The organism is Nocardia transvalensis NBRC 15921 (assembly GCF_000308875.1).
In the GTDB taxonomy this organism is placed as follows: Bacteria; Actinomycetota; Actinomycetes; order Mycobacteriales; family Mycobacteriaceae; genus Nocardia; species Nocardia transvalensis.
On sequence record NZ_BAGL01000002.1, the window covers coordinates 89,408 to 115,059 of the forward strand.

Below are 25,652 nucleotides of genomic sequence, written 5' to 3' on the forward strand. Positions count from 1 at the left end.
GAACCACATGTTGGACTGGACGGGATTCGAACCCGCGACCCGCCGAGGTCATCGCGGGAACTCCCTGTCTGTCGGCGGACTCGGGTACACCTGCAAACACCTACACGGCCACACCGGACCATCCACACAACCGCCCAGCCCCAGCCGGAGTCACCTCCCAGCAGACAATGACAACAACCACCGGCACGCACATCGCCCATCCCGGATGAGATCCCGACAGCCCGGCACGTGGCGATCGGGAATCACACTCACGGTGGAAACGCGTGTTCAGTCGTTGGCTCCAACTGCGGGAACGCGGCCGAGGTTGCCGGTCCTCGCGCCGGTAGCTGTCGCCTTGAGCGAGATCACCTCTGCATGGCGGACCAGGCGGTCGATCATCGCCGCGGCGAGGACACGCCCGGCACTCGACTGTGTACCCGGAGCAGCTAGGAAATGCAGTCTACTCTGAGAGAAAGCTATGTAGCGACACAGTGACACAAGAAGAGAATGCGCAGTTCACAGAGCTGGCATATGAAGCTGGATTTGAGAACCTACAAAAGAGGCGATCGGCAACCTTCGCGAACTCCGCAGGACGATCCTGAACGGGTGGCGTCGCATCGACAACCCGCTAGGCGCTGGAGCCGAGCCTGCTGCGTTTGTTGTCGGGCAGCGCATTTTCCAGCAGGATCTCCGCGGCTGCTCGCGCGTGCTGGCCGTAATCCGGTTCACCCAGGACCATGGCGCGGCTGGCGGCCCCGTCCGCCAGGGTCACCAATTGCTCGGCGAGCGCGGCGGGCTCGCGGCAGCCCAGTTCCGTCACCAGTGCGGTAACCAGCCGCACCATCAGCAATTTCTGCTCGCGTGCATAGGCGTGGACGATGCTGTGCGGGTCCGGGAATTCGGCGGCGGCGTCGATGAATGGGCAGCCGCGTACTGGCACGGCATCCGCGGCGGGTTGGACGAACAGTCCGAGGATTCGTTCCCGCGCCGGGATGTCCTTGCGAGTCAGCACACTCTCGAGGGTGTGTCCCGACGAGGCGAGGTCTTGCAGATGGGCGATGACCAGGTCGCTCTTGGTCGGAAAGTGCACGTAGAGAGTGCGTTTGGACACCGGTGCGCATTCGGCGATGTGTTCCATGCCGGTCGCATTGATTCCCTGCGTGGCGAACAGCTGGGCGGCGGCGGCCAGGATGCGCTCGCGCCCGCCGCGCCCCTGCCGCCGGACCGCCCTCTCGGTACTCATAGGCGAAGTATACGCATGCGTTTACATAGCGAGGAGTGGTTGCTACGCTCCACTCAAGTAAACGGATCGTTTACTTATAGGGCTTCGAGGAGTGCTGCTGCATGAACGGACTGATCCCCACCGACCTGAGCGCATACGCGGAGAAGCTGATCCGCGGACGCCGCGCTACACGCGCGTTCCGCCCGGAGCCCGTGCCCATGAACACGATTCGGGCGGTATTCGCCCTGGCCGGAGCGGCACCGTCCAACTCGAACGCGCAACCGTGGCGGGTCGAGGTCGCCAGCGGCCGGCGGCGGGACCATCTGGCGGACGTCCTGGAAGCCGCTCACGCCGAACAGCACACCTCGGTTGACTTCCCGTACTCCGAGGATATGTACACCCCCGTCCAGCACGAGCGGCGCGCCGCGTTCGGCGCCGACCTGTACGGGGCACTGGGCATCGGCCCCGGCGACCACGAGGCACGCGCCGCCTACGACGCAGAGAGCCTGCGCTTCTACGGTGCACCCCACGTCGCGTTCTTGTTCGTCACCGGCGACGGCGGGCCGCGACTGGCCGCCGACGTCGGCGCCTACATGCAGACGCTGCTACTGGCCATGGCCGCATACGGCGTGGCCAGTTGCCCGCAGGGCCTGCTCAGCTTCTACGCCGACATCGCCCGCGCCGAACTCGGCGTCACCGAAGGCAAACTACTCGCGGGGATTTCCTTCGGCTACGCCGACAACAGCGCACCGGTGAACCGAGTCACAACCAAGCGCGCCGCCCTCGAAACAACCACCACATTCCACGGCTGAGTAGAGCCCGAGGCGATAGGTGTTTCCGGCAGCCCATCCGACACAGTGTTGTCTCGCCGCACCACCACAATGTGGTGCTGGACAGGGAGTGAAGAAATGCCATCGAACTGAGACAGACACCGCTGGCCACCGCGTGAGACAACCGAAACAACCCGGTCAGCCAGCCAGCAGATGCCACAAATTTTGAGACCCTACAAGGCGGCGTAGGTCCTTCATCACCGCGATCGCCGGGGTAGGAGCGCCGTGACCGCGAGCACGATCAGCACGACGCCGTAGCCGGTCGCGGTGGTCAGCAGGCTGACACTGGTCGCGATGACCCCCGCCGCGACGGCCGGGATGCAGAACGCGAGGTAGCTGAGCACGTAGAACGCGGCGACGAGCTTGCCGCGTTCGGTGGCCGGCGCGAGCGGGAACACGGTACGGGTAACGCCCTGAAAGCTTGCGCCGAAGCCGATTCCGGCGATCAGCGTGCCCACGAACAGCAACGGCTGCGATCCGGTCTGGATGGCTGCGATGGTCACCGCGATCCCGATCGCCAGCGCGGCGGCGCCCGAGCGCATCACGCGGGCGGCCGCGACCTTGCGCAGCAGCCAGATCGCCGCCGCACCCGCCCCGGCCAGCGCGAACACCAGCAACCCGCCGAGCAGGATCGAGCTCGAGCCGGTGACCACACGGACCAGGTTCGGACCGAGCGAGAGGTAGAAGCCGCCCAGCGCCCACGCCGCGATATCCAGCAGCGCGATGGCGGCGAACGCGGACCGCGCCGCAGCCGGGACGCCGATCTTCGGCCGGATCGCCTGCCGCGTACCGGGCATCATCGGCGAAGTCTCGGTCACCAGGATCGTGCCGATCGCCTCAACCGCGAACACCACGATCAGCACCAGGTACACGGTCTGGCGGGGCCACGGCAGGAACTGGACGAGCGCCGCGGAACCGAGCCCGCCGACAGCCAGACCCGCCACCGGCGCAACGCTGTTCACGATCGGCCCGTGTGGTCGCTCCGCGTCCAAGATCGCCGCGGCCAGCGCACCGGTCGCCGCACCGGTCGCGATGCCCTGCACCATGCGGGCCGCGATCAGCAACGGAACGCCGTCCGCGGTGCTGAACACCACCATGGCCACCACGTCCAACACGATGGCGCCGAGGATCACCGGGCGGCGTCCCACGTGGTCCGACAGCGACCCGACGGTCAGCAGCGCCAGGAGCAGGCACACCGCGTAGACGCCGAAGATCACCGTCAGCATGCCCGGGGAGAACTCCCAGCGCGCCTGGTAGACGCGGTAGAGCGGGGTCGGCGCACTGGATGCGGCGAGGAACGTCAGCATGGTCGCCGCCAGCAAGACGGTGGCCGGCCCGGACGATATGCGCCGGGTGTCCGGAGCGATCAGCATGGAGAACCCCTACATCGTTTAAAGCTAAGACTATTGCTTTAGCTGACGGTACACGGGGCGCATCTTAAAGCCAAGACGTCTGCAATAATGGTCGAATGTCGGCCACTACACCAGCCCGGCGGCCGGGCGGGCGCAGCGCGAAGGTCCGAGACGCCGTCTACACCGCCGTCGGCCAGCTCATGGGCGAGGGCAAGGCGGACCGCATCACCATTCCGGTGCTGGCCAACCGGGCAGGGGTCAACCCGACCAGCATCTATCGCCGCTGGGGCGACGTGGACACGCTGCTCGAAGAGGTCGCTGTCGCCGCGCTCACCAAGGACGGCGACGAACCGCCGGACACCGGATCACTGCACGGTGACCTTTCGGCGTGGGCTCGGATCGTGGTCGACGACATCACCCAGCCACGCCGGACCCGTTACCTGCGCGCCATGGTGGCCGCCCGGGACGAGGTGATCACCTGCCCGTGCTGGGAGCAGCGCCGCGCGCAGGCCACGGTGATGCTGGACCGGGCAAGGGCGCGCGGGGAACGGGCGCCGACCGAGCAGCAGGTCCTCGATCACGTGATCGCACCGATGTATCACCACGTGGTCTTCGGCCTGTCCGCCGACCGGGACTTCGCGGACCGACTGGTCCACGACGTGCTCGCGATGGCCTGAGCGCCCATCTGCCGCAGCCGGTCAGGTTCTCCGCGAGATGACCATGATGTATTCGCAGGGAGCGTTCGTCGGGTTGGCGAAGCCGTGGTCCGCGTCGGCCTGGAAGAACACGGAGTCGCCTGCGTTCAGGGTCTCGCTGATCCCGCCGACGGCGACGGTCAGCGTGCCTTCGAGCACCAGGAGCTGTTTCTCGGTACCCGGCGGATACGCGGGCAGCAGACCGGTGGAGACCCGGGCGGGCAGGTAGTGGACGATCATCTCGCCGCCGCCCGCGCCCGGCGCCGCTGACACCATGTGCCGTTCGAAGCCGGTTTCCGGGTCACGGAAAACGGGGCGTTCGTTCTTGCGCAGGACAACGGCCACGCCGGACGCGGCAGCGGTTGCCCCGCCGATCAGATCCGAGAGCGACGCGCCGAGCGCGTGGGCGATCCTGGACGCGACGCCGATCGTCGGGCTCTTCTCACCGCGTTCGACCTTGGACAGCATCGCCCGGCTGACCGACGACTGTGTGGACAGTTGCTCCAGCGTCAGGCCGGCCTCCTCGCGGCGTCGCCGCACGTTGGCGCCGAACGCGCCGGCCAGGTCGTCACCGTGGCGTGGTGCAGCCGCGTTTCCGTCTTGCTCGACCACCATGCTCCTCGATCGATGGGTATCTCGCCGGCTCACAGCGTATGCTTCTTCTAAAGAAGATATAGTCTTCCATCGAAGACATTTGATACGTGCCGAACACGACGGAGGGTTCCATGCGTTTGATCTCGAGTGGCCGGCACCATGCCACGTTCGAATTCGGCGATCTACAGGTGACCTCGTTGCGAGACGGGTACATCGACATGCCGCCGACCCGGCTCCGCGACGAGGACGGGCACACGCTCGACGAGTTGCCTCCCGCCGTACCGCTGGCCGGCGACAACTTGCGGCTGTCGGTCAACGCCTTCTTCGTCACCGACGGCACACGGTCGATTCTCATCGATACCGGCGCGTCGAATGTCTGGCACGACCCCACCATGGGATTGATCTACGACGCGCTCGACGAAGCGAAAATCGACCGCGCGCAGATCACCGATGTGGCCATCACCCACAGGCACGAAGACCACGTGAGCGGCCTGATCGCGCCGGACGGTGCGGAGGCGTTCACCGAACTCGAGCGCGTGTGGATCGGCGCGGGCGACGCCTCGGTGTTCACCGGGCGGCTCGCGCCGATCCGCGACCGGGTCGTACCCGTGTCGGAAGAGTTCGCGATCAACGACTGGACCACCGCGATCCCGACACCGGGCCACACACCCGGTCACACCGTCTACGACATCAGAAGCGGCACCGGCCACCTGCTCGTCTGGGGCGACACCGTGCACGTTCCCACGCTCCAATTCGACCGGCCGAACGTGTCCTGGGAACTCGACGGCAATCAGCCCCAGGCCCGTACCGCGCGAGCAGCCCTCCTCGACCAACTGACCCAACCACACCACTTCGTGGCCGGCGCCCACCTCGACTCCCCCGGCATCGCCCGCGTAACCCCCTCCGGCGATGGCTATGCGCTGGAATACCTCGCACCACCGATCGGCTGATCGAGCCTGTCGGCTGGGACAACGCGGTGGCGAGTTCTTCGGTGGCGGAACGTTTTGCGGCCAGTTTCTGGACTATGCGAATGCGGGGAGCCCAGGGGGAGTCGTCGGGGGTCGCGGCGAGAGCCGCCAGAGCGGTGGCGTATGCCATCGGCGTTCGGTCGAGTTCCAGGGTGTCGGAGGTCCACAGCCGCGGTGGTACCGAATGAAATGGTGTGTCCGCAGGGAGGTCCGGCGGAGTGCCCACCTCGATGCGCAACAACGGCAACCTGCACCGCAGATTCGGCGTGGTGCCCGGCAGCCGCCCGACATACGAGGCCCACAGGGCCTGCGCGAGGCTGGACGCCGCCGGCCGGGCATGCGGGTGCGAGAGCGCCGGATCCCCGACAGCCATGGCGTCGAGATACCCCGACAGCGCTCCGGCCAGCGGCACCAGGCCGGCCGACCCCACCCGGCCGACCGCTCCGGCCGCACGATCCACCTCAGCGAAGCACTCCTCCAAGGTCACCGACACACCCGATTCCCTCACAAGTCCCCCTGTCCATAGACCGCAGCACGGTACAACGAGACACTCGAAACCCCAGCTGTGGAGACAACGGCGGTGTTCATCCGCCTTGCTGCGCAGGGTCTTTGACCAGAATCCGCGAATCAGATTGGCGGGGATGGGGTTCGGCGCGCCAGCCGGCGGGCGCGGTGACCCCGCCGTGCAGGATCGACTGCGAGAACCGGACGCTCCGGAACGAGGTGGTGAAGAACTGGGCGCGGGCGTGGAAGATCGCCTCCGTGAAGTCGGCATCGCCGTGGAACGTCGCCCCGGGAAAACGCGCGTCGCCGAGGAACTCGGTCTGGTGAAAATGGGTCTGGCCGTGGAACACAGCGCGGTCGAACCGCGCGTGGACGAGGCGGCACCAGCTGAGCGAGAAGTCCACGAGCCGCGCACCGGACAGGTCGATACTCAACCCCGGCCAATGGACCGCCGACTCCCCCGCATCCCGGCTGTTCCGGATCCGCAGGTGGGTCGAGAGGATGCGCTGCGCGGTCTTGCGCACCTCGAGTTCCTCTGTCGCCGAGCGCATCTGCTCCTTCTGCTCGTCATCGAGAGACTCCGGCAGGTCGAACGGCATCCGCAGATACGCGCCGACCACGCTGACGATGGTCTGCCGGTGATCGGGATTGCCGTGCGCGAGACGTTCGAGGGCATAGAGGCCGGCCATGCGTACCGGCGCCTTATCGCTGCCTAGCTGATCGGCCGCCTTGGTGTAGAGCTCGGTGACGCGCCGCTCGACCGCGTCGGCCCGCGCGAACTCGTCGGCGCGCAGCTTCGCCCGGTGCTCGGCCTGATTGAGCCGGAAACGGTGGACGGTGATGAATGTCGCGAGGATGGCCAGGACCGAGGCGGCGCTCTTCCACGCCATGTCGAATGCGCCACGATGCGAGGAGAGGTCACCACCCCACAGCAGCCACAACACCACCGCCCCGACTGCCAGCCCGCTGCCCAGGGCCATCCACACCCATCCCCAATGGAAGTCCTCGTTCCGCGCGGAACCGCCCTCGGGAGCACGACGTTCGGACACAAGCGGTTCGGGAAGATCCATACCGACATTCAACCCATGACGGCGCATGCGAGGGTACCGGCGCCGGACCGGACGGTCCGGTGAATAGCATGGCCCGGTGCTACCTACCCAGATGGCCGCTTCGCGGATTCCGCGGCGACTGCTGTCGGTGTTCGTGCGTCACGCGGAGCTGCTGAAGTTTCTGACCGTGGGCGGGATCGCCTTCGTCACGACGTCGGTGCTCTTCTTCGGGTTGAAGTGGACTGTGCTGCACGGGAAGCCGTTGACGGCCAATATGCTCGCGGTGCTGCTGGCGACCGTGCTGTCGTATGTGCTCAATCGGGAGTGGGCGTTCACGGCCCGCGGCGGGCGCGAGCGCCGGCACGAGGCGACGCTGTTCTTCCTGGTCGCCGGGATCGGGCTGGTGATCAACCAGTTGCCGCTGGCGGCCTCTCGCTACCTCCTGCTGCTGCGGACGCCGCACGTGTCGCCGCTCGCCGAGAACATCGCCGACTTCATCAGCGCCACCATCATCGGCACCCTGCTGGCCACGGCCTTCCGATGGTGGGCGATGCGGCGGTTCGTCTTCCCCGACCCCATCGTCCCCGACCTCGAGATCGACGCACTACCGCACGAGAGCTGATCAGCCCTCGCACGGTAGGTCACATGACGGATCGCAGCTCGACGGTCTCCCCCGGACCCGCGAACCGCGCGGCGATCTCCTCCGCCCGAGCCCGGCCGTCCACCTCGATCAGGAAGAACCCGGCCAGATGCTCCCCTGAATCCGCGTACGGGCCGTCGGTGGCCAGCGGTTTCCCGTCGCTCCACCGGTACAGCCGCGACGATTCGGGCGCGCCCAGGGCCTCGCCCGAGATCAGCTCGCCCTTCTCGTGCAACTCGCCGAGAAACTTCTCGAAGTCGGCGTTCAGCCGATCCCGCTCCGCCCGCGTCAGGCTCTGATATTCGGACAGGTAGTCGCTGGTCGGGTGACCCCACGGCCGCGGGTGGGAGTGAATCATGATCACGTACTTCATCGTTGCCCTCCTGAACTGCCGGCGCGGACGGGCCGGACGACCCATCCACAGTCGAGACGCCGGAACCCGGCACGAATAATCGGCACGACGGGATGAGGAGGTCGCGGGTGCTCGATGTCATCGACCGCGGGCTGCTCCAGGCCCTGCAACTGGACGGGCGGCTCGCCTTCTCGGTGGTGGGCGCGATGCTCGGAGTGTCGGATCAGACGCTGGCGCGGCGGTACGCGCGGCTGCGGCGGGAGGCCGGGGTGCGGGTACTCGGTGCGGCTGGCACAGTGCTGACATGTCTGTTGCGCCGCAGTTCGAACTCCAGGCCCGGGCCTGCGACAAGCTCGGTTCGCCGCTGTATGCCGGGCTGCTGGCCGAGATCGCTCGCGATATCGAGGCGGGCGGGCCCTGTGCCCGCGCGCTGGCCGGGTACGAGGACGCGCCGATGGCGGCCGCGGTGCCGTTGCGTTTCCTCGGCGCCGTGCACGCGCTGGTGCTGACCGGAGCCGCTCCCGAGCTGGCGGCCTACTACCCGAGCGCCACGCCGGCGGCGGACCTCCGGCCCGCGAACGACGGTGTGTGGCAAGCCTTCCGGGACGCGGTCGACGCGCACCCGGACTGGATCCGGGACTGGCTGACGCGGCCGCCGCAGACCAACGAGGTGGGCCGCGCCGTCCCGATGCTCACCGGGCTGCTGGCCGCCGTCGACGCGATACCGCTGCCGGTGCGGCTGCTGGAGCTGGGCAGCAGTGCGGGCCTCAACTTGCGCGCCGATCATTTCCATTGGCACACAGACGGTTTCGAATGGGGACCGAAGGATTCGCCGGTCTCGCTGGGCGGCGCGTGGGACGGCCCCGTGCCTGCCTGGCTGGCCGATGCCGCGCGCCACCACCCGCGCCTCGACATCGTGGAGCGGCGCGGCTGCGATCCCGCCCCGCTGGATCCGCTCTCGCCCCGCGACGCGCTGTCGCTGCGGTCCTATGTATGGCCGGACCAGCCCGATCGGGCGGCGCGCCTGGACGGCGCCCTGCGGCTGGCCACGCGAGTCCCGGCCACGGTCACCGCCACCGGCGCGGCCGAGTTCCTGGCGGAGGTCGAACCCGTGCCGGGCACACTCACCGTCGTGTGGCATTCGGTGATGCGGCAGTACGTCCCGGACGACGAATGGGCCCGCGCCACAGCGGAACTGGACCGTTTGGCCGCCGCGAGCGGCCCAGATGCCGGCTTCGCCCATCTCGCCTTCGAGCCGGTGGCCCGCAGCGGCAGCGGTTTCCCGCTCATCGTGCGCATAGGGAACGGCCCGGCACTCGAACTCGCCCGGGCGAAACCCCACGGCATTCCGACTTTCGGCCCGGCGGAGTAGATTCAGCCGCGCTCGTGCAGCATGAGTAGCGAGTAGGCCGCCAAGGTCCCGGAGTCGGTGATCTCGCCCGTGCGGATCATGCCCTCCAGGGTGTCGCGGTCGAACCAGGCCGAGCGCATGTCCTGCTCCTCCGGTTCGCGCTCGGGTTCGCCGGGGGTGAGGTCGGTGGCGAGGTAGATGCGGCCGCGCTGGCGGAGGGTGGCGGGTGCGGCGTTCAGCGGTCCGAGGTAGGTCATCAGGCCCGCCCGCAGGCCGGTCTCCTCGCGCAGTTCGCGATGGGCCAGATCGACCGGATCGCCGACCGCGCGATCGGGCAGCGTGCCGGCGGGGAACTCCCAGCACCGCTGTCCCATCGGATATCTGAACTGCTCCACCAGATGGAAGCGGTCGCCGTCCCGCGGGACGACCATGACGAAATCCGGCCGGTCGACGAATCCGTAGATGCCGGTGGAGCCGTCGGAACGACGGATGGTGTCCTCGCGCACCTCCATCCAGCGATTGCTGTAGACCGTCTGCGATCCGAGCGTCTCCATACCCGGATTGTGCCGCACGCCGCGATCATCCCGCGCTGGACAGGTACTTCACCGTCGGCGGGGTGGCATAGCCCATCCGGCGCAGGAACCAGCGGGTGAGCGTCAGCCCGCGCCCCTCCGGCGGAACGCCGCCCATGGTGTCCATGATGCGGTTGATCGCGTGGAACGCCACGCTGATGCGCACGGCCTCCTCGAGCGCCGTATCGGTCACGCCCGCGGTGCGGACCCGCTCGACATCCGCGCGAGTCACCTCGTCCGGGGTCTCGGCCAGCTTCGCCAGGAAGTCCAGGACGACGATGACCTCGAGGCGCTGCCCCGATTCGGCGGGCCGCTGCAACGCGCGGATCACCAGCTCCGGTTCCTGATAGCTCTCGGCGACGACCTGATGGCAGGTCCGGCAGAAATCGCACTGGTTGCGGGCGGAGGTGAAGGTCGCGAACAGCTCCCGCTCGCCGACGCTCCAGGCCGACGGGCCGCGCATCAGGTCCTGGAGCAGGTCGCTGTAGGGCGTGCTGAAGTAGCGATGGCGGTAGAACAGCACCTTGATCACGTCGGGCACCTCGGTGCGGCCGAGCAGGCGCATGGCCCGCAGCGTCCAACGACCCGGGAGGTCGTGGCCGTGGTCGACGATATCCAGCCTCATGCCCGCTCTCCCATCGCGCGCAGGGCGGCCCGCAGGCGGCGGTCGGCGGCGCCGGTGGCGGCGACGACCGTGGCCTCGAACACCTCGTCCTGGGACCGAGTCTCGGCGAGCGCGGCGACCTGCTCGTCGGTGACGCGGTAGGCATGCCGGGCCACGGTGCCGGCGAACGGGGCGAGATCCTCGGGCAGTGCGGAGGTATCGTCGCTCGCGCCGGCCTTGAAGATCGCCCGGCGCAGCTCGGCCGTCAGCGCGCCCGGAGCCGATTGCACATGCTCGACGAAGCTGTCCCAGCGCTCTGATCGTGTAACCATCCGCCCATGATGCAATATCGGACACCATGACGAACCGCATTCCGGCAGAGGGTGTTTCGAAGGCGCCGTGACCGGCGGGAATAACACCGTAATCTACACTCTCGGCGGTGACGGAACTCGAGGACGTGCAGCACACCAGGAACTCCTACGACGAGGTCGCGGAACTCTACGCCACGATGTTCGAGCACGCCCTGGACGCCATGCCCTTCGACCGGGCGATGCTGAGCGCGTTCGCCGAGCTGGCGCCCGCGGGACCGGTGGCCGATCTCGGCTGCGGCCCGGGACGGATCACCACGTACCTGGCCACCCTGGGGCTCGACGTCTTCGGTATCGACCTCTCCCCCGAGATGATCCGGCTGGCGCGCGCGGCGTATCCGGACCTGCGATTCGAGGTGGGGTCGATGGAGAATCTGGCGCTGGAGGACCGCTCACTGGCCGGAATCGTGTCCTGGTACAGCATCATTCACACGCCGCCGGAGCGCATGCCGGGCATCCTCGCCGAATTCCGCCGGGTCCTGACCGAGGACGGCCACCTGCTGCTGGCGTTCCAGTCCACCGCCGATCCACAGGCCGTCCATCCGCACGACCACAAGGTGGCGCAGAGTTTCGTGTGGTCACCCGAGCGGATCGAGGAGCTGCTGCGGCACGGCGGGTTCCGGACCGTGGCGCGGCTGGTACGGGAGCCGGATCCGGGGCAGCCCGCGGAGAAGCATCAGCAGGCCTGCGTCCTGGCCGCCAAGTCACCGGCGAGTTGACCGGCGCCGCCGGCGGCCACCGTGGTATCCAGGGCAGATGCAGCCGACACGCGCCTCCTACGACGTCGTCATCGTCGGCGGCGGCCACAACGGGCTGGTGGCGGCCGCCTATCTGGCACGGGCCGGGCGCTCGGTGCTGGTCCTGGAGCGACAGGACCACACCGGCGGGGCCGCGGTCTCCGAACGCGTCTTTCCCGGCGTCGACGCGCGGCTGTCGCGGTACTCGTATCTGGTGAGCCTGCTGCCGCGGCAGATCGTCCGTGATCTGGGACTGCGGTTCGCGACGCGGCGGCGGCGGATCTCGTCCTACACGCCACTCGGCAACGCCGGGCTGCTGATCGACTCCGCGGACGAATACCGCACGCGCGCAAGCTTTCTCCGGCTCACCGGCTCCGAGTCCGACTACCTGGCCTGGCAGGAGTTCTACGGCACGTTGGGGCGCGTCGCGCAACGCGTGTTCCCCACCCTCACCGAGCCGCTGCCGACCCGGGACGAAATGCGCCGCCTGGTCGACGATTCCGCCGCCTGGGAGGCGCTGTTCGAACGTCCCCTCGGCGAGACGATCGAATCCCGGTTCGCCGACGACACGGTGCGCGGCGTCGTGCTCACCGACGCGCTGATCGGCACGTTCACCCACGCACACGATCCCACGCTGCGCCAGAACCGGTGTTTCCTCTACCACGTGATCGGCGGCGGGACCGGCGACTGGGATGTGCCGATCGGCGGCATGGGCGCGCTGACCGACGCGCTCGCCGCCGCCGCGCGGTCCGCCGGAGCGGAACTGGCGATCGGCCACGCCGTGACCGGGATCGACACCGACGGCCGCACCGCGGAGGTCCGTTTCGACGGCGGGACGGCGGGCGCCCGACATGTGCTGGTGAACGCCTCGCCGCACGAATTGTCGCGCCTGCTGGGCGAATCCGCGCCGCCGCGGCCCGAGGGCTCCCAGCTCAAGATGAATATGCTGCTGCGCCGCCTGCCCCGGTTGCGCGATACCGTCGACCCGGCCGAGGCGTTCGCCGGAACCTTCCACATCGCCGAGGGATACGCGCAGCTGGACCGGGCCTATCTCGAGGCCGACGCCGGGCGGCTGCCGAGCGCGCCACCGGCCGAGATCTACTGCCACACACTGACCGATCCCTCGATCCTCGCCCCCGAGCTGGCGGCCCAGGGCGCACACACCCTGACCCTGTTCGGATTGCACACCCCCGCAAGTCTTTTCGACGACGACCCCGTCGCGACCAAGCAACGGCTGGTGGATGCCACACTGTCCCAGCTGGATTCGGTACTCGCCGAGCCGATCCGGGACTGCCTCGCCGTCGACGGGGACGGCCGCCCGTGCCTCGAGGCCAAGAGCCCGCTCGACCTCGAGGCCGAACTCGGACTGCCGGGCGGCCATATCTTCCACGGCGACCTGGAGTTTCCCTTCCGCGCGGACGACGCGGCGGATCCGGCGTCGCGCTGGGGCGTGCGCACCGACCACGCCAACGTCCTCCTGTGCGGCGCGGGCGCGGTCCGCGGCGGCGGCGTCAGCGGGATCGGCGGCCACAATGCCGCGCGGGCGGTGCTGGAGACGACCTCAGCGCACGAGTGAGCGAATCACCATGGTGCGCAACGGAAGGTCGAACTCGCCGAGGCAGGTCTCCGGTCGCCGGCGCAGATAGGCCGTGATGCGCTCGAGGATTTCGGCGCGCTCCTCCGGCGGGGCGACCAGGGTGTGCGAATGCGTGCCGATGGTGGCGGCGAGACTGTCGGCGGTGCGGCGCTGCACGTGCGGGAAGTCGCGGCGCAGGAACGGCTCGAACAGCGGATGCACCGAGTCGAATTCGCCCGTGGACTGCGCGACCAGCATCGTGGAGCGCGACAGCCGGTGCAGTTCGGCGACCCATTCGACCGTGGTGTCCTGCACGTTCCAGAACGCCGCCAGGACACCGCCCGGCCGCAGCACCCGCGCGATCTCCGGCAGCGCCGCCGCCTGATCGAACCAGTGGAACGCCTGGCCCACCACCACCGCGTGCACCGAATCATTGGGCAGCGGAATATGTTCCGCGCTCCCCGCCAGGATGGGGAGTTCCGGGTGGCGGCGCTCGAATTCGGCCCGCATCCCGGCGTCGGGCTCCACGGCGGTCACTCGCGCGCCGGTCGCCGCCACGCCGTCGGTGAGTTTTCCGGTGCCCGCGCCCAGATCCACAACCTCGAGCCCCTCGACGCCGGCGAGTGGTTCCAGGGCCCAGAGGATGGCGTCCCGCGCGTAGTCGGGCCGATGTTCGGCGTAGGCGGCGGCCTCGGATCCGAACGAATTCGCCCGCCGCAGCCTCGACGCGGCCTCGTCCCCAGGTAGCTCGCTTGTCCCGCCCACGCGGTCATGGTAACGGCCGCGCCGGCCGGCGATCTCACTCCGCGCCGGTGACCGCGACACAGCATTCGACGAAACCGCGCACCCGCGGGCCCGACTCCGCGGCCGCAGACCACGCCACGCCGACGACCACGGGCCCGATACCCGTCACCGGCCGGTACTCCACGCCCGGCCGCGGGTACTAGCGCGCCGAGGAGGCCGGGGTGAAACTGATCCCGAAACCGTTGCCCCGCGGCGGGGCGTCACCGGACGACGGGCAGACCTGATCCGGGATCGGACAGCCACAGCAGCCAGTGCGGCACGATCAGCGCGGCGAACTCGTCGTATCCGACCGCGCTGGGATGGTAGCCGTCACCGGCGGTGACCTCGCGCATCCAGGTTCCGCTGTGCCGCAGCGTCTGATGCACGCGCACGTACGAAACGTCTTCGGCCTCGCAGACTTCCGCGAACTCGGCGTCCAATTTCTCGGTGCGGCTGTTGTGTTCGTCGTCCTCGACCGGCGGCGGGGCGACCATCAGTGTGGCCCAGCCCAGTTCGCGCGCGCGGCGCAGCACGGCGGTCAGGTTCGCGACCGACTGCTCCGGGGCGACCCGCGTGCGGCCGTCCTCCAGCAGGGTGTCGTTGACGCCGAAGGAGAAGACGACGCGCCCGTCGACCTCCGGCGGCAGTCTTCGCGCGCACTCCTCTTCCCAGCGGCCGGCGATCTCCGTCGAGTCCTGCCGCCGCACGCCTAGGTTGTAGTAGGTGAGCGGCTGACCGGCCCCGACGGCCCGCGCCGCGAGACGCCCGGCCCAGCCCAGGCACTGGCGATCCCCCAGCCCAGCCACCAGTGAGTCCCCCACGAAGCAGATACGGACGTCACGAACCACCGTGTGATCGTTGCACGCTCAACGCTCGTTGTCGGGACAAAGGCCGGAATCCACGCACACGGCGCACCCAATAAGATCGCGGTGGTTTGTCCGGGAGGGAGTACGCATGGCTACGGAGGCGCCGCTGCCGCGGTGGTTCATCGATCTGCTGGCACATCGGCGCTGGATCAGGAGGGCCCGGCCGTTTCCGCACGTGTACGTGCGGGACGTGTTCGTGGACGGGTTCTACCGGCGGCTGGCGGAGGAATTCGAGCGGGTTCACCGGGGGCAGAACCTGTTCGCGCCGGTCGCCGACGGGTACAGCGCGACGGGGGTGCGGCTGACCGAGGTGCGCGACGGGCCGCTGGAGGTCTTCCTGTCGCGCGCCTGGCACGACCTGATCGAGCGGGTCGCGGGGGTGCGGGCGAGCGGCGACGTGGAGGGATCGCTGCATCATCACGAGGCCGGCAGCCCGCGCGGCCGGCCGCACCACGATCTCGCGCCCGCGTGGTTCCCGGGTAGCCCGCCGGAACCGGGCGCGATCGGGTTGCCCGACAGCGCGATCGATCTGCGGACCGGCGCGCGGCCCGCGGGGACGGCGGCGCGCCCGATGGTGCGGGCGGTCGCGGTGCTGTTCTATCTGAACAATCCGGAGTGGCGGCCGGGCGACGGCGGGGAGACCGGGCTGTTCTCCGATCTCGGCGACGGGGCACCGGCGCCGGCGCTCTCCGTTCCGCCGCTGAACAATTCGATGGTCGTGTTCGAGTGCACGCCGCGGTCCTGGCACACCTTCCTGGGCGCCAACTCCGCCGCCCGCAACAGCGTGGTGATGTGGCTGCACCGGCCCGAGGAGGAGGCGGTCCGCCGCTGGGGAGGAGATCACATTGCCGTCTGGTGACAACGGGACCGTGTCCCGCGCTGACAACGGCCGCCGGGAAGGAGACCACCGTGCCCCGCGCTGACACCGGCCGTCGCGTGTGCCTGCTGACCGGGGCGGGCGGGGTGCTGGGGGACGCTTTCTGCCGCGCGTTCTATCAGCACTACGACATCGTCGCGGTGTGCCGCACCCGCACGCCGGCCGCGCCCTCGCAGGACGAGTGGTTCATCGATCCGCTGAATCCGTCGGAACCGTTGCCGGAGAACGACTCCCGCGTCTTCGTGGTGCGCGCCGACCTGACCCGCGAGGGTGAGGCGGAGCGCGTGGTGGATCTGGCGCTGGCCCGGTTCGGCGCGGTGGATCTGCTGGTCAACAATGCCGCGCACACCGCGATGCAGCCGCGCGGAATCGTCGACGGCGATACCGCGCTGAACGCCTTCGATCCGCACTTCACACTGAATGTCGGTGTGCCGCTGCGGCTCTCGACCCGGCTGGCGCAGCGCTGCTGGCTGCACGACGATGCGGGCAATCGCGCGCGCAACCGCAATATCGTGAATGTGTCGAGCATCTCGGGATCCGAGGTGTATCCGGGCGGGCAGGCCGTGTATTCCGCGTCGAAGGCGGCCCTGAACCAGCTGACCCGGCATCTCGCCGTCGAATTCGCGGAATTCGGGGTGCGGGCGAACGCCATCGCCCCGAACTCCTTCCCCGCGCTGGTGCCGACCGAGCAGGTGGTGTCGGCCGTCGCCGAACTCGACGCGGGGACGATGACCGGCGGCGTGTACGGCGTGGACGCCCCCGCCGCGACCACCGCGCCGGCCGAGTCCGGCGGGCGGCACGCCCGGCCCGTCGCCGAGCGTCCCGGGTGAGGCCGGGCGGCATCGGCCCTCGGCGCTCCCGCGATCGGATGCGCCGCGACCAGGCACGCACCACGGAGCACCGCGCCGGGCCCACCCGGCCCCCGGCCTCCCGGGCGCGCCCCCGACGGCGTGTTGCCGCCGGGCGTCTCGCGGCGCTCCTGCATACTCACACCCGAGCCGACCCCGGGACCGATGCCGTTCCCTCGATCCGAAAGATCCGATACGACATGCGAGTCGACGGACGGGAGATCCCCGTCTCCGGCAGCCTGCTGCAACCGCGGATCCGGCGCACCAGCGACATCATTCGCGCGGTGCTGTCGGTTCTGCTGGTCGCGCTCGTCGTCGCCGGCTCGCTGATCACCCGGCCGCGCTGGGAGGCGCTGGAGCGGTCGGTCTCCGACATCGTCGGCATCCTGACGCCCGAGCAGTCCAATATCGTCTACCTGCTCTACAGCATCGCGATCGTCGCGCTGCCGTTCGCGATCCTGGTGCGGCTGATCTTCCGCTGGCAGTGGACGCTGCTGTTCGGCTATCTGGCGGCCGGCCTGATCGCGGTGGTGTTGCTGTCGATCACCGGCACGGGGCTCTCGGCGCCGCAGTGGCATCTGGCCGAGCCCAAGCAGCTCGACACGTTCCTGTCGCAGTTCCTCGACGACCCGCGCTGGATCGCGATGCTCACCGCCATGCTGACGGTGGCCAGCCCGTGGCTGCCGCCGTCGTGGCGGCGCTGGTGGTGGGCGCTGCTGCTGGGCTTCGTGCCGCTGCACCTGTTCGTCAGCCTCGTGGTGCCGTCGCGGGCGATGTTCGGGCTCGCGCTCGGCTGGTGCGTGGGCGCGGTGATCGTGCTGCTCGTCGGCACGCCCGCGCTGGAGGTTCCGCTGGATGCCGCGGTGCGGGTGCTGGCCAGGCGCGGATATACCGTCACCGGATTCACGGTGCTCAAACCCGCCGGGCCGGGCCCGCTGCAACTGTCGGCCGAGACCGGGCCGCAGCACCGGCTGCTGGTGGAGTTGTACGGCCAGAATCAGCGCAGCTGGGGCATGCTGCGGCAGTTGCGCCGCTGGCTGACCTTCCGGCCCAGCGAGCGGACGCCGGCCTTCGCGTCGCTGCGGCGCGCGGTCGAACATCGCGCGCTGATGGGTATCGCCCTCGGCGATCTGGGCCTGGCCAGCAACAAGCCGCTCACCGTCGCCGCACTCGAGCGCGGCTGGACGCTGTACGCGCATACGGCCCCGCGCGGGCGGGCGCTGGCATCGTCGGACAGCGAGGTCGTTCTCGCCACTGTCTGGCACGCGCTGCAGAACATGCACCGCGCCCAGATCACGCACGGCGATCTGCGCGCCGAGGAGATCCGGGTGGTCGAGGGCCGGGTGCTGTTCGGCGGGTTCATGGCCGCCGAATTCGGCGCGTACGGGCCGCGGTTCTCCTCCGATGTGGCGCAGCTGCTGCTGTCGACGGGCGCGCTGTTCGGGGCGGACGCGGCCGTGCGCACCGCGATCCAGGTGTTCGGCGAGCAGGATGTGCTCGACGCGTCACGGCGGCTGACGAAATCGGCCCTGCCCGCGCACGTCCGCAACTCGGTGCGCGATGCCGGCGACCTCATGAAGGAGGTGCGAGCGGAGGTGCAGCAGCAGACGGGCGAGGATCGCATCGAGGCCGCTCGCATCACCCGGTTCTCGCGCAGCCAGATCATCCAGCTGGTGCTGCTGATCGGCCTGGTCTACGTGGCCTATCCCTACATCAGCCAGGTACCGACGTTCGTCACCGAACTGCGCACGGCCAACTGGTGGTGGGCGCTGCTCGGCCTGGTGATCTCGGCGGCGACCTATCTCGGCGCGGCCATGGCGCTGTGGGGCTGCACCTCCGAGTCGGTGAACTTCCCCAAACTGCTGCTGGCCCAGGTGGCCAACACCTTCGCGGCGACCACCACGCCGGCGGGCGTCGGCGGGCTCGCGCTCAACGTGCGATTCCTGCAGAAGAACGGCCTGGGCGCGGTGAAGGCCACGGCGGCCGTGGCATTGCAGCAGTCGGTCCAGGTGATCACCCACGTCGCGCTGCTGATCAGTTTCAGCGTGGCAGCCGGGGTCTCGACGAACCTGGCACATTTCGTGCCGAGCGCCACCGTGCTCTATCTGGTCGCGGGCGCACTGCTCGGGCTGCTCGGCGTGGCGACGTTCGTGCCGACGGTGCGGCGCTGGCTGCGGACCGAGGTGCGGCCGCAGCTGACCGAGGTGACGCGCGAACTGCGCCTGCTCTCCCGCAGCCCGACCCGGCTGGCCATGATCGTCGGCGGGTGCGCGGCGATCACGCTCGGCGCCGCGGGCACGCTGTGGGCGGCTATCGAGGCCTTCGGCGGCAGCACCACATTCATCACGGTCACGCTGGTCACCACGATCGGCGGCACGCTGGCATCGGCGGCGCCGACCCCCGGCGGCGTAGGCGCGGTCGAGGCGGCCCTCATCGGTGGACTGGGCGCGCTGGGCGTCCTCCCGCCCGTCGCCGTCCCCGCCGTCCTGCTCTACCGGGTGCTCACCTGCTGGCTCCCCGTCCTCTGCGGCTGGCCCATCATGCGCTGGCTCACCTCGAACGACATGATCTGAATCGGCCGACCGCTCCCAGTCCCGCCAACTACGACGTGATCCCCAATTCCGCCAATGCTTCTGTGGCGGAGAGGCATCCGGCTGTCGTGAGGTCGAGGTTGGCCAAGGACACCTCGTGTACCTCGGGTGACGCGGCGGCGGTGCAGTCGGCGATCGGATGCACGGTGAGGCCGAGATCGGTGCCGTAGCGGCCGGTCTGCTCGACGGTGAGATTCGTCGCGACACCGGTGATCAGCAGGGTATCCACCCCACGAGCGGCAAGCCACTCCGGCAACGCATTCCCCGCCAGCCCCGACAGCCGCTGATTGTCGAAAACCGTCGCCCCCGCCGCCTGCTCCGCCATCGCCGAAATGATCTGCGACCCCGGCGCATCCGGCCGAAACGCGGTCTGCGCCGCCGCCACCGACCGCATGAACCCCGTATTCCGCACCAGCCCGCCCTCACCCACCGGAATCGTGAACCGGGTGAAAACCACTGGCAGCCCAGCCTTCTGAACCTTCGAGTGGAACTCCACGGCCCGCCCGACCACCCCACTCGCCTTCACCGGCTCCGCCAGCATCGGCCCGAAGAACCCTTCGGGCTCTATGACATTCACCTGCCAGTGCAGCGCAAGAACAGCAGCATGGTTCCGATCGAGAGGCATGAACTCCAGTGTGCCGGACAATGCCTCGACCCGACCTCTCCCGCACTAGATTCCGGCCAAAAGCCCGCCGGAATCATGGCCGGCAGGCGACACGCACCTACCGGTCGGCAGACCCTCACTTCCCGCACCCCTTTCCGCTTCCCGCACCCCTTCCAGCAGCATGCAAAGGGTGCGAGAGCGTGGAAAGAGTGCGGGAACGAGTTGTCTGACGACCGGTAGGTGGGTGACGAGTCGAGCCCGGACCCTAGGTCGGGTCGCCGAACTCCCCGCCACGTACACGGGCGCTGAAGGCGTCCCACTCGCCCGGGGCGAAGACCAGCGCCTGGCCGGTCGGGTTCTTCGAGTCACGGATACCGACATGTCCGGCCGCAAGCCAGGCAACTTCGACGCACTCCGCGTTCCCACCGCTTCGCGACGATTTGAACCACTGCGCGCCGGATAGGTCGAAGATCACTGTTCTTATCTCCTTGCTGCTACCTGCCTCAGCAGATCTCTCGACTGCCGTTCCTCCAGCGAGGCGTCTCGGTAGGCTTCGTGAACCTCACGATACCTACGGACATCCTCGCTTTCCTCGAAGAACATTGTCCCAACCGTTGTCTCGGTGTACACGACCGAAGGCTCCGCACCTGCACGAGCGTCAGGCGGGAAGTCGATGAGGATGTACGGCGCAACCGGTTCACCTATCGGGTATCCCGCGCTGTTGGGGACGATCCGCACTGTCACGTTGTCTCGAGTGCCCATGTCGGCAATGTGCCGAAGTTGCGCCGACATCGTTCTCTCCGGCCCGACGGCTATGCGCAGCACGGCTTCGTGAATCAGAAACTCGGCGTGCACCGGCTTATGACGGCGCGTGAGGATCGCCGACCGCTGCATTCGCAGCCCGATGCGCCGTTCGATCGCATCAGCGGGCTCAGGCGGAAGTTCCGTGACCGCCAGGGCTTTCGCGTAATCGGCGGTCTGAAGCAAGCCGGGCACGATGAGCGGCTGGAACAAGTGAAGCTTGCCCGCGGACGCCTCGAGCCCGACGTAGGTGTCGAAGCCTGCCCGCATGAGGTTCCGATCCGCGTGGAACCAGGACTTCGTATTAGCCTCGCGTGCCAGGGATTTCAGAAACTCTATGCGCTCATCCGAGAGCCCGTAGTACCGGCAGATGTAGTCGACCTCGTGAACTTTGACCTTCTCGTTCTGACCGAGTTCGAGCCGCCCGAGGGTCGAGCGGCTGATCTCCATACCCTCCGCGGCCTGTTCCAGGGTCTGGCCCAGCGCCTGGCGAGCATCGCGCAGCGCACGGCCCAACTGGCGGCGCGGTAGCGTCGTACGGCTGACATCTGATCTGCTCGGCATTGATCAACACCCTCCCCCGCATCCCGATGCTCCTACCTGCAATTTCCCATCTCGAGCAGAAGAGTATTCCCATCCCAGGAAGTACGCACGGAGTTTGCGCAGATTATTTCACGCAACCCATTTTGGGTTTCCCATCGAAACCTCGGGCCGCAACATAGCCCCATGACCCAGGAGAATGGAAGCCTCACGGGGTGGGGGTGCGGCGGCTACATGAGACGTGAGCACATCACCGAATCCGACGGACTTCGCGCAGCATGGGCATTCGACAGGCGGGGAATCGAAATCCTGAACGTGCACAACGCATCTCGCACGGTCGACATCACGTTCGCGCCAGGCACCGACCTCGCCGAGGCACGAGAAGGACACCCGGGCTGGGCAAGACTGTGGGACCGCATACGCTATGAGTTCTGGGATGAACACTCCCTCACGGGACGTCGCGACCCAGCCGGATACGTGACGAGGCGACAATGAGCCACCGAGACATCACCGACCTGTATACGAACTGGGCGATCGTCACCACTGGACCATCCTGCAACCGCGGCGACCACCCACCGGGCGCGTGCCCGGTCGCCGTCTGGGGCCCCTACACCCGCTACGACGCCGAACAGACCCGAGACACCATCCCGGCCGGCCTGAACCCGCACATCGTGCCGTTCTTCCCGCGCGGCGGTCAGTACGACATCGCGGCCCACCAACGCACCGGGCTACACGCGGTGGCCTCGAATCGAAATCTACGACATACTGACCCTGGACAGACCTTCTGGCAGTCCTGAGCAGCGGTGTCGATAACTCATCGCTCGCGCTCGGTCCGCAATCCGCGGCGAGCGTATCTCTTTTCCCGGTCGTTACCTGACGCCGGACGTTTCGTCTCTCCCGAGATCGGTTGCCGCGCTGACGTCTGGGGCTTTCGACCTGGCCGGTAGAGACCTCACCGCACCAGAATGGAGTGAAATCCTATGACTACCAACAGAATTACCGACGGTGCCGAGCGGGTGCTGCTCGAGAATATGCTCGACCGGAATCGCGAAGCGCTCATCGAGACCGCGCGCGGGCTGTCCGAGGCGGATGCGCGGCGGCGGCTCGTTCCGTCGTTGACTACGCCGGTCGCATTGCTAAAACATGCCGCCGGGGCGGAAAGGATTTGGTTTCAGCGGTTTTGGGCGGGGCTCGGTGAAGACGAGTGCGATGGGTACTCACGCCGGGACGAGGGGACGTTCGCGGTTGCCGACGACGAGTCGCTGGCCGACGTCATCGCCGAGTTCGAGCGTGCCAGCGCGCGATCGCGGGAGATCGCGTCCCGCTTCGCACTCGACGACACCCTGGACATCCCGCGCGAGGGCAGGGTCAGCATGCGCTGGACCCTGCTCGCGATGATCGAGGAGTTCGCCAGGCACGCCGGTCACGGCGACATCCTCCGCGAGCAGATCCTCGCGGCGTCATAACTCGATCGGTGCGCCTCAGGCCGAATAGTCCTTGCGCAGTTGGACTTTGACGACCTTGCCGCCGGCATTGCGCGGCAGCTCGGGGACGATCACCAGGTCCTTGGGATGCTTGTAGCGGGCCAGGTTCTCGTTGAGGAACGCCGTCAGTTCCTCCAGCGTGAGGGTGTCGTCCGGGCTGGTCAGAGCGACGACGGCGACGGGAACCTCGCCCCACTTCTCGTGGGCCCGGCCGACGACGGCCGCCTCGTGGATCTTCGGGTGGGCGAACAGGACGTTCTCCACCTCGGCGCAGTAGATGTTCTCACCGCCGGAGATGATCATGTCCTTCTTGCGGTCCACGACGTAGACGAAGCCCTCCTCGTCGGTGCGAACCAGGTCGCCGGAGTGGAACCAGCCGCCGGCGAACGCCTCGGCCGTCGCCTCGGGCTTGTTCCAGTAGCCCTGCATGAGAGTCGGCCCCCGATAGACGATCTCGCCGATCTCGCCGGGCGCGACGTCGTTCATCTCGTCGTCGACGATGCGGGTCTGGATGGTCGGGATGGGCTTGCCGACCGAACCCAGCTTGCGCAGCGCGTCGCCGCCCTCGAGCACGCACGTGATGGGCGACATCTCGGTCTGGCCGAACACCGCGACGTTCTGCGCGTCGGGGAAGCACTCGGCCATCGCCTTCAGGACCGTATCGGAGGCCGGGGCCGCGCCCCAGCTGAGCATCGTCAGCGCCGTCTTGCGCTGTGTGACCGTCGGCTCCTCGCAGATCAGCTGCCACTGCGCGGGGACGCAGAACGCGGTGGTGGCCTGCTCGGCCTCGACCGCGTCGAGGAATTGAGTGGCGTCGAACGCGCCGAGGGGATGCAGCACGGTCTTGCTGCCGAGCTGGAAAGCCGGTGCGAGACTGCCCAATCCGGCGATATGGAACAGCGGCGAGGTACAGAAACCGACCGACTCCGGCGTCAGATCCATGGCGCGGATGCAGGTGAGCGCCTGAGCGGTCATATTGGTGTGCGACAGGATCGCGCCCTTGGGGCTGCCGGTGGTGCCCGAGGTGTACATGATCAGGCAGGGGGTGTCCTCCGGAATATCCAGTGGCACATGCCTATCCCCCGTCTCGGCGAGCAACTCGTCGTAGCCGAGCACGCCGTCGCCGGTCTGCCCGTTGATCACGACGCAGGTCTCCAGGCCCGGCGACTGCGCCATGACGCCGGTGGCGAGCGGCTGCAACAGCGAGTCCGTGACGACAACCTTGGCGCCGGAGTCGGCCACGATATAGGCCACCTCCGGCGGGGTCAGCCGGAAGTTGACCGGCACCGCGATCGCGCCCAGCGCGTTGATGCCGAAGACGGCCTCCAGATATTCGGGATAGTTCAGCGCGAGAATCAGCACCCGGTCGCCGAACCCGACCCCGCGACGGGCGAGCGCGTCGGCGAAGGCCAGCGAACGCTCGTGCAACTGCTTCCAGGTGGTGTCCTGCCCGCGGAACCGGAGCGCCACGGCCTCCGGGCGCATCAGCGCGTGCGCCGCGATCTGGTTGTTCCAGTGGTTGCGCCGCGACCTGATCGGCTCGTCGAGGGAGTGGGCACCCGTGGTCATGCTGTGTAGTCCTCTCAGGGCCGGCGGCTGAACAAGCGCGAGAATACCAGCTAACTTTTAACCGTGACAAGGGTTACAGAGAGGAATCGTCAGGATGCTTCTCATCTGATCTTTTCCCAGCTCATAGCCGCACAATCTGCCATGCTGGACTAACTCCAGGAGTTGCCCACGACCGCCGAACTCGGATCAGATAGCAAACTGCGACTTACATCAAGGTTGTCGTCGGCGTCGAGCCCGTGCCACTATCGACCGCAACGCGGCGCGCGTGCACGCGGCACCGCCGTCCGATACAGCAGGAGGACACACCCGATGTTGCGCACCAGGTTCACCGAGGAATTCGGCGTCGAACATCCGATCGTGCAGGGCGGCATGATGTGGGTCGGCCGCGCCGAACTCGTCGCGGCCGTCGCGAACGCCGGTGGGCTCGGCTTCATCACCGCCCTCACCCAGCCCACCCCCGACGATCTGCGCAAGGAGATCGCCCGCGCGCGGGAGCTGACCGACAAGCCGTTCGGCGTGAACGTGACGATCCTGCCGTCCATCAACCCGCCGCCGTACGAGGAGTACGTGCGGGCCATCATCGAATCCGGCGTGAAGATCGTCGAGACCGCGGGCAGCAATCCGGAGCCGTTCCTCCCGTACTACAAGGAGGCCGGGGTCAAGGTGCTGCACAAGTGCACCAGCGTCCGGCACGCGCTCAAGGCGCAGAAGATCGGCGTCGACGGCGTCTCCATCGACGGCTTCGAATGCGCCGGGCATCCGGGTGAGGACGACGTGCCCGGGCTCATCCTGATCCCCGCCGCGGCCAAGGCCCTGGAGATCCCGATCGTCGCCTCGGGTGGCATCGCCGACGCGCGCGGCTTGGTCGCGGCGCTGGCACTGGGCGCCGACGGCGTCAATATGGGCACCCGGTTCCTCTGCACGCGGGAGTCGGCGGTGCACGAGAAGGTCAAGGAGCGCATCGTCGCCCACACCGAGCGCGACACCCAGCTCATCTTCCGCACCATGCGTAACACCGCCCGCGTGGCCGACAACGAGATCAGCCGCAAGGTCGTCGAGATCGAGGCGGCCGGCGGCACCTTCGACGACGTCCGTGACCTGGTCGCCGGGGCCCGCGGCCGCCGCGTCTTCGAGGAGGGCGACCTCGACGCCGGCATCTGGTCCGCAGGCCAGGTCCAGGGCCTCATCGACGACATCCCCACCTGCGAGGAACTCATCTCCCGCATGGTCACCGAAGCGGAATCCCTCATCAACGCCCGCCTCGCCGCATTCGTCGCCTGATCCGTTTCGTTCCGG

At 68.3% G+C, this 25,652-nt stretch carries 27 protein-coding genes and 2 pseudogenes; 14 read left to right on the forward strand and 15 right to left on the reverse strand.

Going from position 1 to position 25,652, the window contains the following annotated elements; translation table 11 throughout:
• Positions 1–267: 267 nt before the first annotated feature.
• A pseudogene (locus ON41_RS42845) lies at positions 268–393 on the reverse strand (IS21-like element ISAau2 family helper ATPase IstB); the annotation flags it as partial.
• A gap of 214 nt (positions 394–607) precedes the next feature.
• Positions 608–1,222 (reverse strand): TetR/AcrR family transcriptional regulator, encoded by a 615-nt coding sequence (locus tag ON41_RS00610; protein WP_040744096.1) that lies wholly within the window; start codon positions 1,220–1,222, stop codon positions 608–610.
• Between the two features lie 101 nt (positions 1,223–1,323).
• Here ON41_RS00610 and ON41_RS00615 point away from each other — a divergent pair, with 101 nt between their 5' ends.
• Positions 1,324–2,013, forward strand: a complete 690-nt coding sequence (locus ON41_RS00615; protein ID WP_040744099.1) for a nitroreductase — start codon at positions 1,324–1,326, stop codon at positions 2,011–2,013.
• A 215-nt stretch (positions 2,014–2,228) separates the two neighbouring features.
• Here ON41_RS00615 and ON41_RS00620 read toward each other — a convergent pair whose 3' ends face one another.
• On the reverse strand, positions 2,229–3,404 hold the full coding sequence (locus tag ON41_RS00620) for an MFS transporter (RefSeq protein ID WP_040744101.1): 1,176 nt from the start codon (positions 3,402–3,404) through the stop codon (positions 2,229–2,231).
• Between the two features lie 95 nt (positions 3,405–3,499).
• On the opposite strand from ON41_RS00620, the gene ON41_RS00625 reads away from it, so the two are divergent.
• Positions 3,500–4,060 (forward strand): TetR/AcrR family transcriptional regulator, encoded by a 561-nt coding sequence (locus ON41_RS00625; RefSeq protein ID WP_040744103.1) that lies wholly within the window; start codon positions 3,500–3,502, stop codon positions 4,058–4,060.
• 21 nt (positions 4,061–4,081) lie between these two features.
• Here the strand turns inward: ON41_RS00625 and ON41_RS00630 are convergent, their stop codons facing one another.
• Positions 4,082–4,693: a helix-turn-helix domain-containing protein gene (locus tag ON41_RS00630; RefSeq protein WP_051160819.1), complete on the reverse strand. Its 612-nt coding sequence runs from the start codon at positions 4,691–4,693 to the stop codon at positions 4,082–4,084.
• A 110-nt stretch (positions 4,694–4,803) separates the two neighbouring features.
• Between ON41_RS00630 and ON41_RS00635 the strand changes: the two genes are divergently transcribed.
• Positions 4,804–5,622: an MBL fold metallo-hydrolase gene (locus tag ON41_RS00635; RefSeq protein ID WP_040744466.1), complete on the forward strand. Its 819-nt coding sequence runs from the start codon at positions 4,804–4,806 to the stop codon at positions 5,620–5,622.
• Positions 5,623–6,224: 602 nt separating this feature from the next.
• Here the strand turns inward: ON41_RS00635 and ON41_RS38715 are convergent.
• Positions 6,225–7,214 (reverse strand): pentapeptide repeat-containing protein, encoded by a 990-nt coding sequence (locus ON41_RS38715; RefSeq protein ID WP_051160820.1) that lies wholly within the window; start codon positions 7,212–7,214, stop codon positions 6,225–6,227.
• Between the two features lie 76 nt (positions 7,215–7,290).
• Between ON41_RS38715 and ON41_RS00645 the strand changes: the two genes are divergently transcribed.
• Complete coding sequence (locus ON41_RS00645) at positions 7,291–7,815, forward strand: GtrA family protein (protein ID WP_246829422.1); 525 nt, start codon at positions 7,291–7,293, stop codon at positions 7,813–7,815.
• Between the two features lie 19 nt (positions 7,816–7,834).
• Here the strand turns inward: ON41_RS00645 and ON41_RS00650 are convergent, their stop codons facing one another.
• A complete protein-coding gene (locus ON41_RS00650; protein WP_040744107.1) occupies positions 7,835–8,206 on the reverse strand; it encodes a YciI family protein in 372 nt (123 codons plus the stop codon).
• Positions 8,207–8,298: 92 nt separating this feature from the next.
• Between ON41_RS00650 and ON41_RS42850 the strand changes: the two are divergent.
• Together ON41_RS42850 and ON41_RS00655 are read left to right on the forward strand one after the other, a co-directional pair.
• Positions 8,299–8,436 (forward strand): annotated as a pseudogene (locus ON41_RS42850) (Lrp/AsnC family transcriptional regulator); the annotation flags it as partial.
• Positions 8,437–8,489: 53 nt separating this feature from the next.
• Positions 8,490–9,557: a DUF2332 domain-containing protein gene (locus ON41_RS00655; RefSeq protein ID WP_040744108.1), complete on the forward strand. Its 1,068-nt coding sequence runs from the start codon at positions 8,490–8,492 to the stop codon at positions 9,555–9,557.
• 2 nt (positions 9,558–9,559) lie between these two features.
• Here the strand turns inward: ON41_RS00655 and ON41_RS00660 are convergent, their stop codons facing one another.
• The 3 genes from ON41_RS00660 to ON41_RS00670 are packed head-to-tail and all read right to left on the reverse strand — an operon-like array spanning position 9,560 to position 11,044.
• The gene (locus ON41_RS00660; RefSeq protein ID WP_040744477.1) at positions 9,560–10,090 is read right to left on the reverse strand and encodes an NUDIX domain-containing protein; all 531 of its coding nucleotides are present in this window, start codon (positions 10,088–10,090) and stop codon (positions 9,560–9,562) included.
• 25 nt (positions 10,091–10,115) lie between these two features.
• A complete protein-coding gene (locus ON41_RS00665; protein ID WP_051160821.1) occupies positions 10,116–10,733 on the reverse strand; it encodes a carboxymuconolactone decarboxylase family protein in 618 nt (205 codons plus the stop codon).
• Positions 10,730–11,044: a hypothetical protein gene (locus ON41_RS00670; RefSeq protein WP_157185322.1), complete on the reverse strand. Its 315-nt coding sequence runs from the start codon at positions 11,042–11,044 to the stop codon at positions 10,730–10,732. Before ON41_RS00670 ends, ON41_RS00665 begins: the two co-directional genes overlap by 4 nt.
• Before the next feature lie 107 nt (positions 11,045–11,151).
• Here ON41_RS00670 and ON41_RS00675 point away from each other — a divergent pair, with 107 nt between their 5' ends.
• Both ON41_RS00675 and ON41_RS00680 read left to right on the forward strand, forming a co-directional pair.
• Entirely contained in the window at positions 11,152–11,799 is a 648-nt protein-coding gene (locus tag ON41_RS00675; RefSeq protein ID WP_040744110.1) for a class I SAM-dependent methyltransferase, read from the forward strand.
• A 37-nt stretch (positions 11,800–11,836) separates the two neighbouring features.
• Positions 11,837–13,393, forward strand: a complete 1,557-nt coding sequence (locus tag ON41_RS00680; RefSeq protein ID WP_040744111.1) for a phytoene desaturase family protein — start codon at positions 11,837–11,839, stop codon at positions 13,391–13,393.
• On the opposite strand, the gene ON41_RS00685 is transcribed toward ON41_RS00680, so the two are convergent.
• Together ON41_RS00685 and ON41_RS00690 are read right to left on the reverse strand one after the other, a co-directional pair.
• A complete protein-coding gene (locus tag ON41_RS00685) occupies positions 13,379–14,158 on the reverse strand; it encodes a class I SAM-dependent methyltransferase (RefSeq protein ID WP_051160864.1) in 780 nt (259 codons plus the stop codon). The two genes, ON41_RS00680 and ON41_RS00685, sit on opposite strands and share 15 nt — an antisense overlap.
• 239 nt (positions 14,159–14,397) lie before the next feature.
• Positions 14,398–15,024, reverse strand: a complete 627-nt coding sequence (locus ON41_RS00690) for a GDSL-type esterase/lipase family protein (protein WP_040744112.1) — start codon at positions 15,022–15,024, stop codon at positions 14,398–14,400.
• 106 nt (positions 15,025–15,130) lie between these two features.
• Between ON41_RS00690 and ON41_RS00695 the strand changes: the two genes are divergently transcribed.
• From ON41_RS00695 to ON41_RS00705, 3 genes are all read left to right on the forward strand, one after another.
• On the forward strand, positions 15,131–15,901 hold the full coding sequence (locus ON41_RS00695) for a 2OG-Fe(II) oxygenase (RefSeq protein ID WP_051160822.1): 771 nt from the start codon (positions 15,131–15,133) through the stop codon (positions 15,899–15,901).
• 50 nt (positions 15,902–15,951) lie between these two features.
• Positions 15,952–16,749, forward strand: a complete 798-nt coding sequence (locus ON41_RS00700; protein WP_246829424.1) for an SDR family NAD(P)-dependent oxidoreductase — start codon at positions 15,952–15,954, stop codon at positions 16,747–16,749.
• 218 nt (positions 16,750–16,967) lie between these two features.
• On the forward strand, positions 16,968–19,340 hold the full coding sequence (locus ON41_RS00705; protein ID WP_040744113.1) for a lysylphosphatidylglycerol synthase transmembrane domain-containing protein: 2,373 nt from the start codon (positions 16,968–16,970) through the stop codon (positions 19,338–19,340).
• 28 nt (positions 19,341–19,368) lie between these two features.
• Here ON41_RS00705 and ON41_RS00710 read toward each other — a convergent pair whose 3' ends face one another.
• The 3 genes from ON41_RS00710 to ON41_RS00715 form a co-directional block, all read right to left on the reverse strand.
• A complete protein-coding gene (locus ON41_RS00710; protein ID WP_040744488.1) occupies positions 19,369–19,983 on the reverse strand; it encodes a cysteine hydrolase family protein in 615 nt (204 codons plus the stop codon).
• Positions 19,984–20,227: 244 nt separating this feature from the next.
• Entirely contained in the window at positions 20,228–20,437 is a 210-nt protein-coding gene (locus ON41_RS39920) for a DUF397 domain-containing protein (protein ID WP_085995581.1), read from the reverse strand.
• A 5-nt stretch (positions 20,438–20,442) separates the two neighbouring features.
• Positions 20,443–21,327, reverse strand: a complete 885-nt coding sequence (locus tag ON41_RS00715; protein WP_040744114.1) for a helix-turn-helix domain-containing protein — start codon at positions 21,325–21,327, stop codon at positions 20,443–20,445.
• 467 nt (positions 21,328–21,794) lie between these two features.
• On the opposite strand from ON41_RS00715, the gene ON41_RS00720 reads away from it, so the two are divergent.
• Positions 21,795–22,100, forward strand: a complete 306-nt coding sequence (locus ON41_RS00720; protein ID WP_040744115.1) for a hypothetical protein — start codon at positions 21,795–21,797, stop codon at positions 22,098–22,100.
• A 183-nt stretch (positions 22,101–22,283) separates the two neighbouring features.
• Positions 22,284–22,769 carry a DinB family protein gene (locus tag ON41_RS00725; protein WP_040744116.1) on the forward strand — a complete coding sequence of 162 codons (486 nt, stop codon included), beginning with the start codon at positions 22,284–22,286 and terminating at the stop codon, positions 22,767–22,769.
• 15 nt (positions 22,770–22,784) lie between these two features.
• Here ON41_RS00725 and fadD5 read toward each other — a convergent pair whose 3' ends face one another.
• Positions 22,785–24,356 (reverse strand): fatty-acid--CoA ligase FadD5, encoded by a 1,572-nt coding sequence (fadD5, locus tag ON41_RS00730; RefSeq protein ID WP_040744117.1) that lies wholly within the window; start codon positions 24,354–24,356, stop codon positions 22,785–22,787.
• Positions 24,357–24,665: 309 nt separating this feature from the next.
• Here fadD5 and ON41_RS00735 point away from each other — a divergent pair, with 309 nt between their 5' ends.
• The gene (locus tag ON41_RS00735) at positions 24,666–25,637 is read left to right on the forward strand and encodes an NAD(P)H-dependent flavin oxidoreductase (protein ID WP_174411272.1); all 972 of its coding nucleotides are present in this window, start codon (positions 24,666–24,668) and stop codon (positions 25,635–25,637) included.
• Positions 25,638–25,652 lie beyond the last annotated feature (15 nt).

Coding starts and splice junctions, on each gene's coding strand:
- ON41_RS00610 (WP_040744096.1), bottom strand. CDS start 1,222: ATGAGTACCGAGAGGGCGGTCCGGCGGCAGGGGCGCGGCGGGCGCGAG.
- ON41_RS00615 (WP_040744099.1), top strand. CDS start 1,324: ATGAACGGACTGATCCCCACCGACCTGAGCGCATACGCGGAGAAGCTG.
- ON41_RS00620 (WP_040744101.1), bottom strand. CDS start 3,404: ATGCTGATCGCTCCGGACACCCGGCGCATATCGTCCGGGCCGGCCACC.
- ON41_RS00625 (WP_040744103.1), top strand. CDS start 3,500: ATGTCGGCCACTACACCAGCCCGGCGGCCGGGCGGGCGCAGCGCGAAG.
- ON41_RS00630 (WP_051160819.1), bottom strand. CDS start 4,693: ATGGTGGTCGAGCAAGACGGAAACGCGGCTGCACCACGCCACGGTGAC.
- ON41_RS00635 (WP_040744466.1), top strand. CDS start 4,804: ATGCGTTTGATCTCGAGTGGCCGGCACCATGCCACGTTCGAATTCGGC.
- ON41_RS38715 (WP_051160820.1), bottom strand. CDS start 7,214: ATGGATCTTCCCGAACCGCTTGTGTCCGAACGTCGTGCTCCCGAGGGC.
- ON41_RS00650 (WP_040744107.1), bottom strand. CDS start 8,206: ATGAAGTACGTGATCATGATTCACTCCCACCCGCGGCCGTGGGGTCAC.
- ON41_RS00655 (WP_040744108.1), top strand. CDS start 8,490: ATGTCTGTTGCGCCGCAGTTCGAACTCCAGGCCCGGGCCTGCGACAAG.
- ON41_RS00660 (WP_040744477.1), bottom strand. CDS start 10,090: ATGGAGACGCTCGGATCGCAGACGGTCTACAGCAATCGCTGGATGGAG.
- ON41_RS00665 (WP_051160821.1), bottom strand. CDS start 10,733: ATGAGGCTGGATATCGTCGACCACGGCCACGACCTCCCGGGTCGTTGG.
- ON41_RS00670 (WP_157185322.1), bottom strand. CDS start 11,044: ATGGTTACACGATCAGAGCGCTGGGACAGCTTCGTCGAGCATGTGCAA.
- ON41_RS00680 (WP_040744111.1), top strand. CDS start 11,837: ATGCAGCCGACACGCGCCTCCTACGACGTCGTCATCGTCGGCGGCGGC.
- ON41_RS00695 (WP_051160822.1), top strand. CDS start 15,131: ATGGCTACGGAGGCGCCGCTGCCGCGGTGGTTCATCGATCTGCTGGCA.
- ON41_RS00705 (WP_040744113.1), top strand. CDS start 16,968: ATGCGAGTCGACGGACGGGAGATCCCCGTCTCCGGCAGCCTGCTGCAA.
- ON41_RS00710 (WP_040744488.1), bottom strand. CDS start 19,983: ATGCCTCTCGATCGGAACCATGCTGCTGTTCTTGCGCTGCACTGGCAG.
- ON41_RS00715 (WP_040744114.1), bottom strand. CDS start 21,327: ATGCCGAGCAGATCAGATGTCAGCCGTACGACGCTACCGCGCCGCCAG.
- ON41_RS00720 (WP_040744115.1), top strand. CDS start 21,795: ATGAGCCACCGAGACATCACCGACCTGTATACGAACTGGGCGATCGTC.
- ON41_RS00725 (WP_040744116.1), top strand. CDS start 22,284: ATGACTACCAACAGAATTACCGACGGTGCCGAGCGGGTGCTGCTCGAG.
- fadD5 (WP_040744117.1), bottom strand. CDS start 24,356: ATGACCACGGGTGCCCACTCCCTCGACGAGCCGATCAGGTCGCGGCGC.
- ON41_RS00735 (WP_174411272.1), top strand. CDS start 24,666: ATGTTGCGCACCAGGTTCACCGAGGAATTCGGCGTCGAACATCCGATC.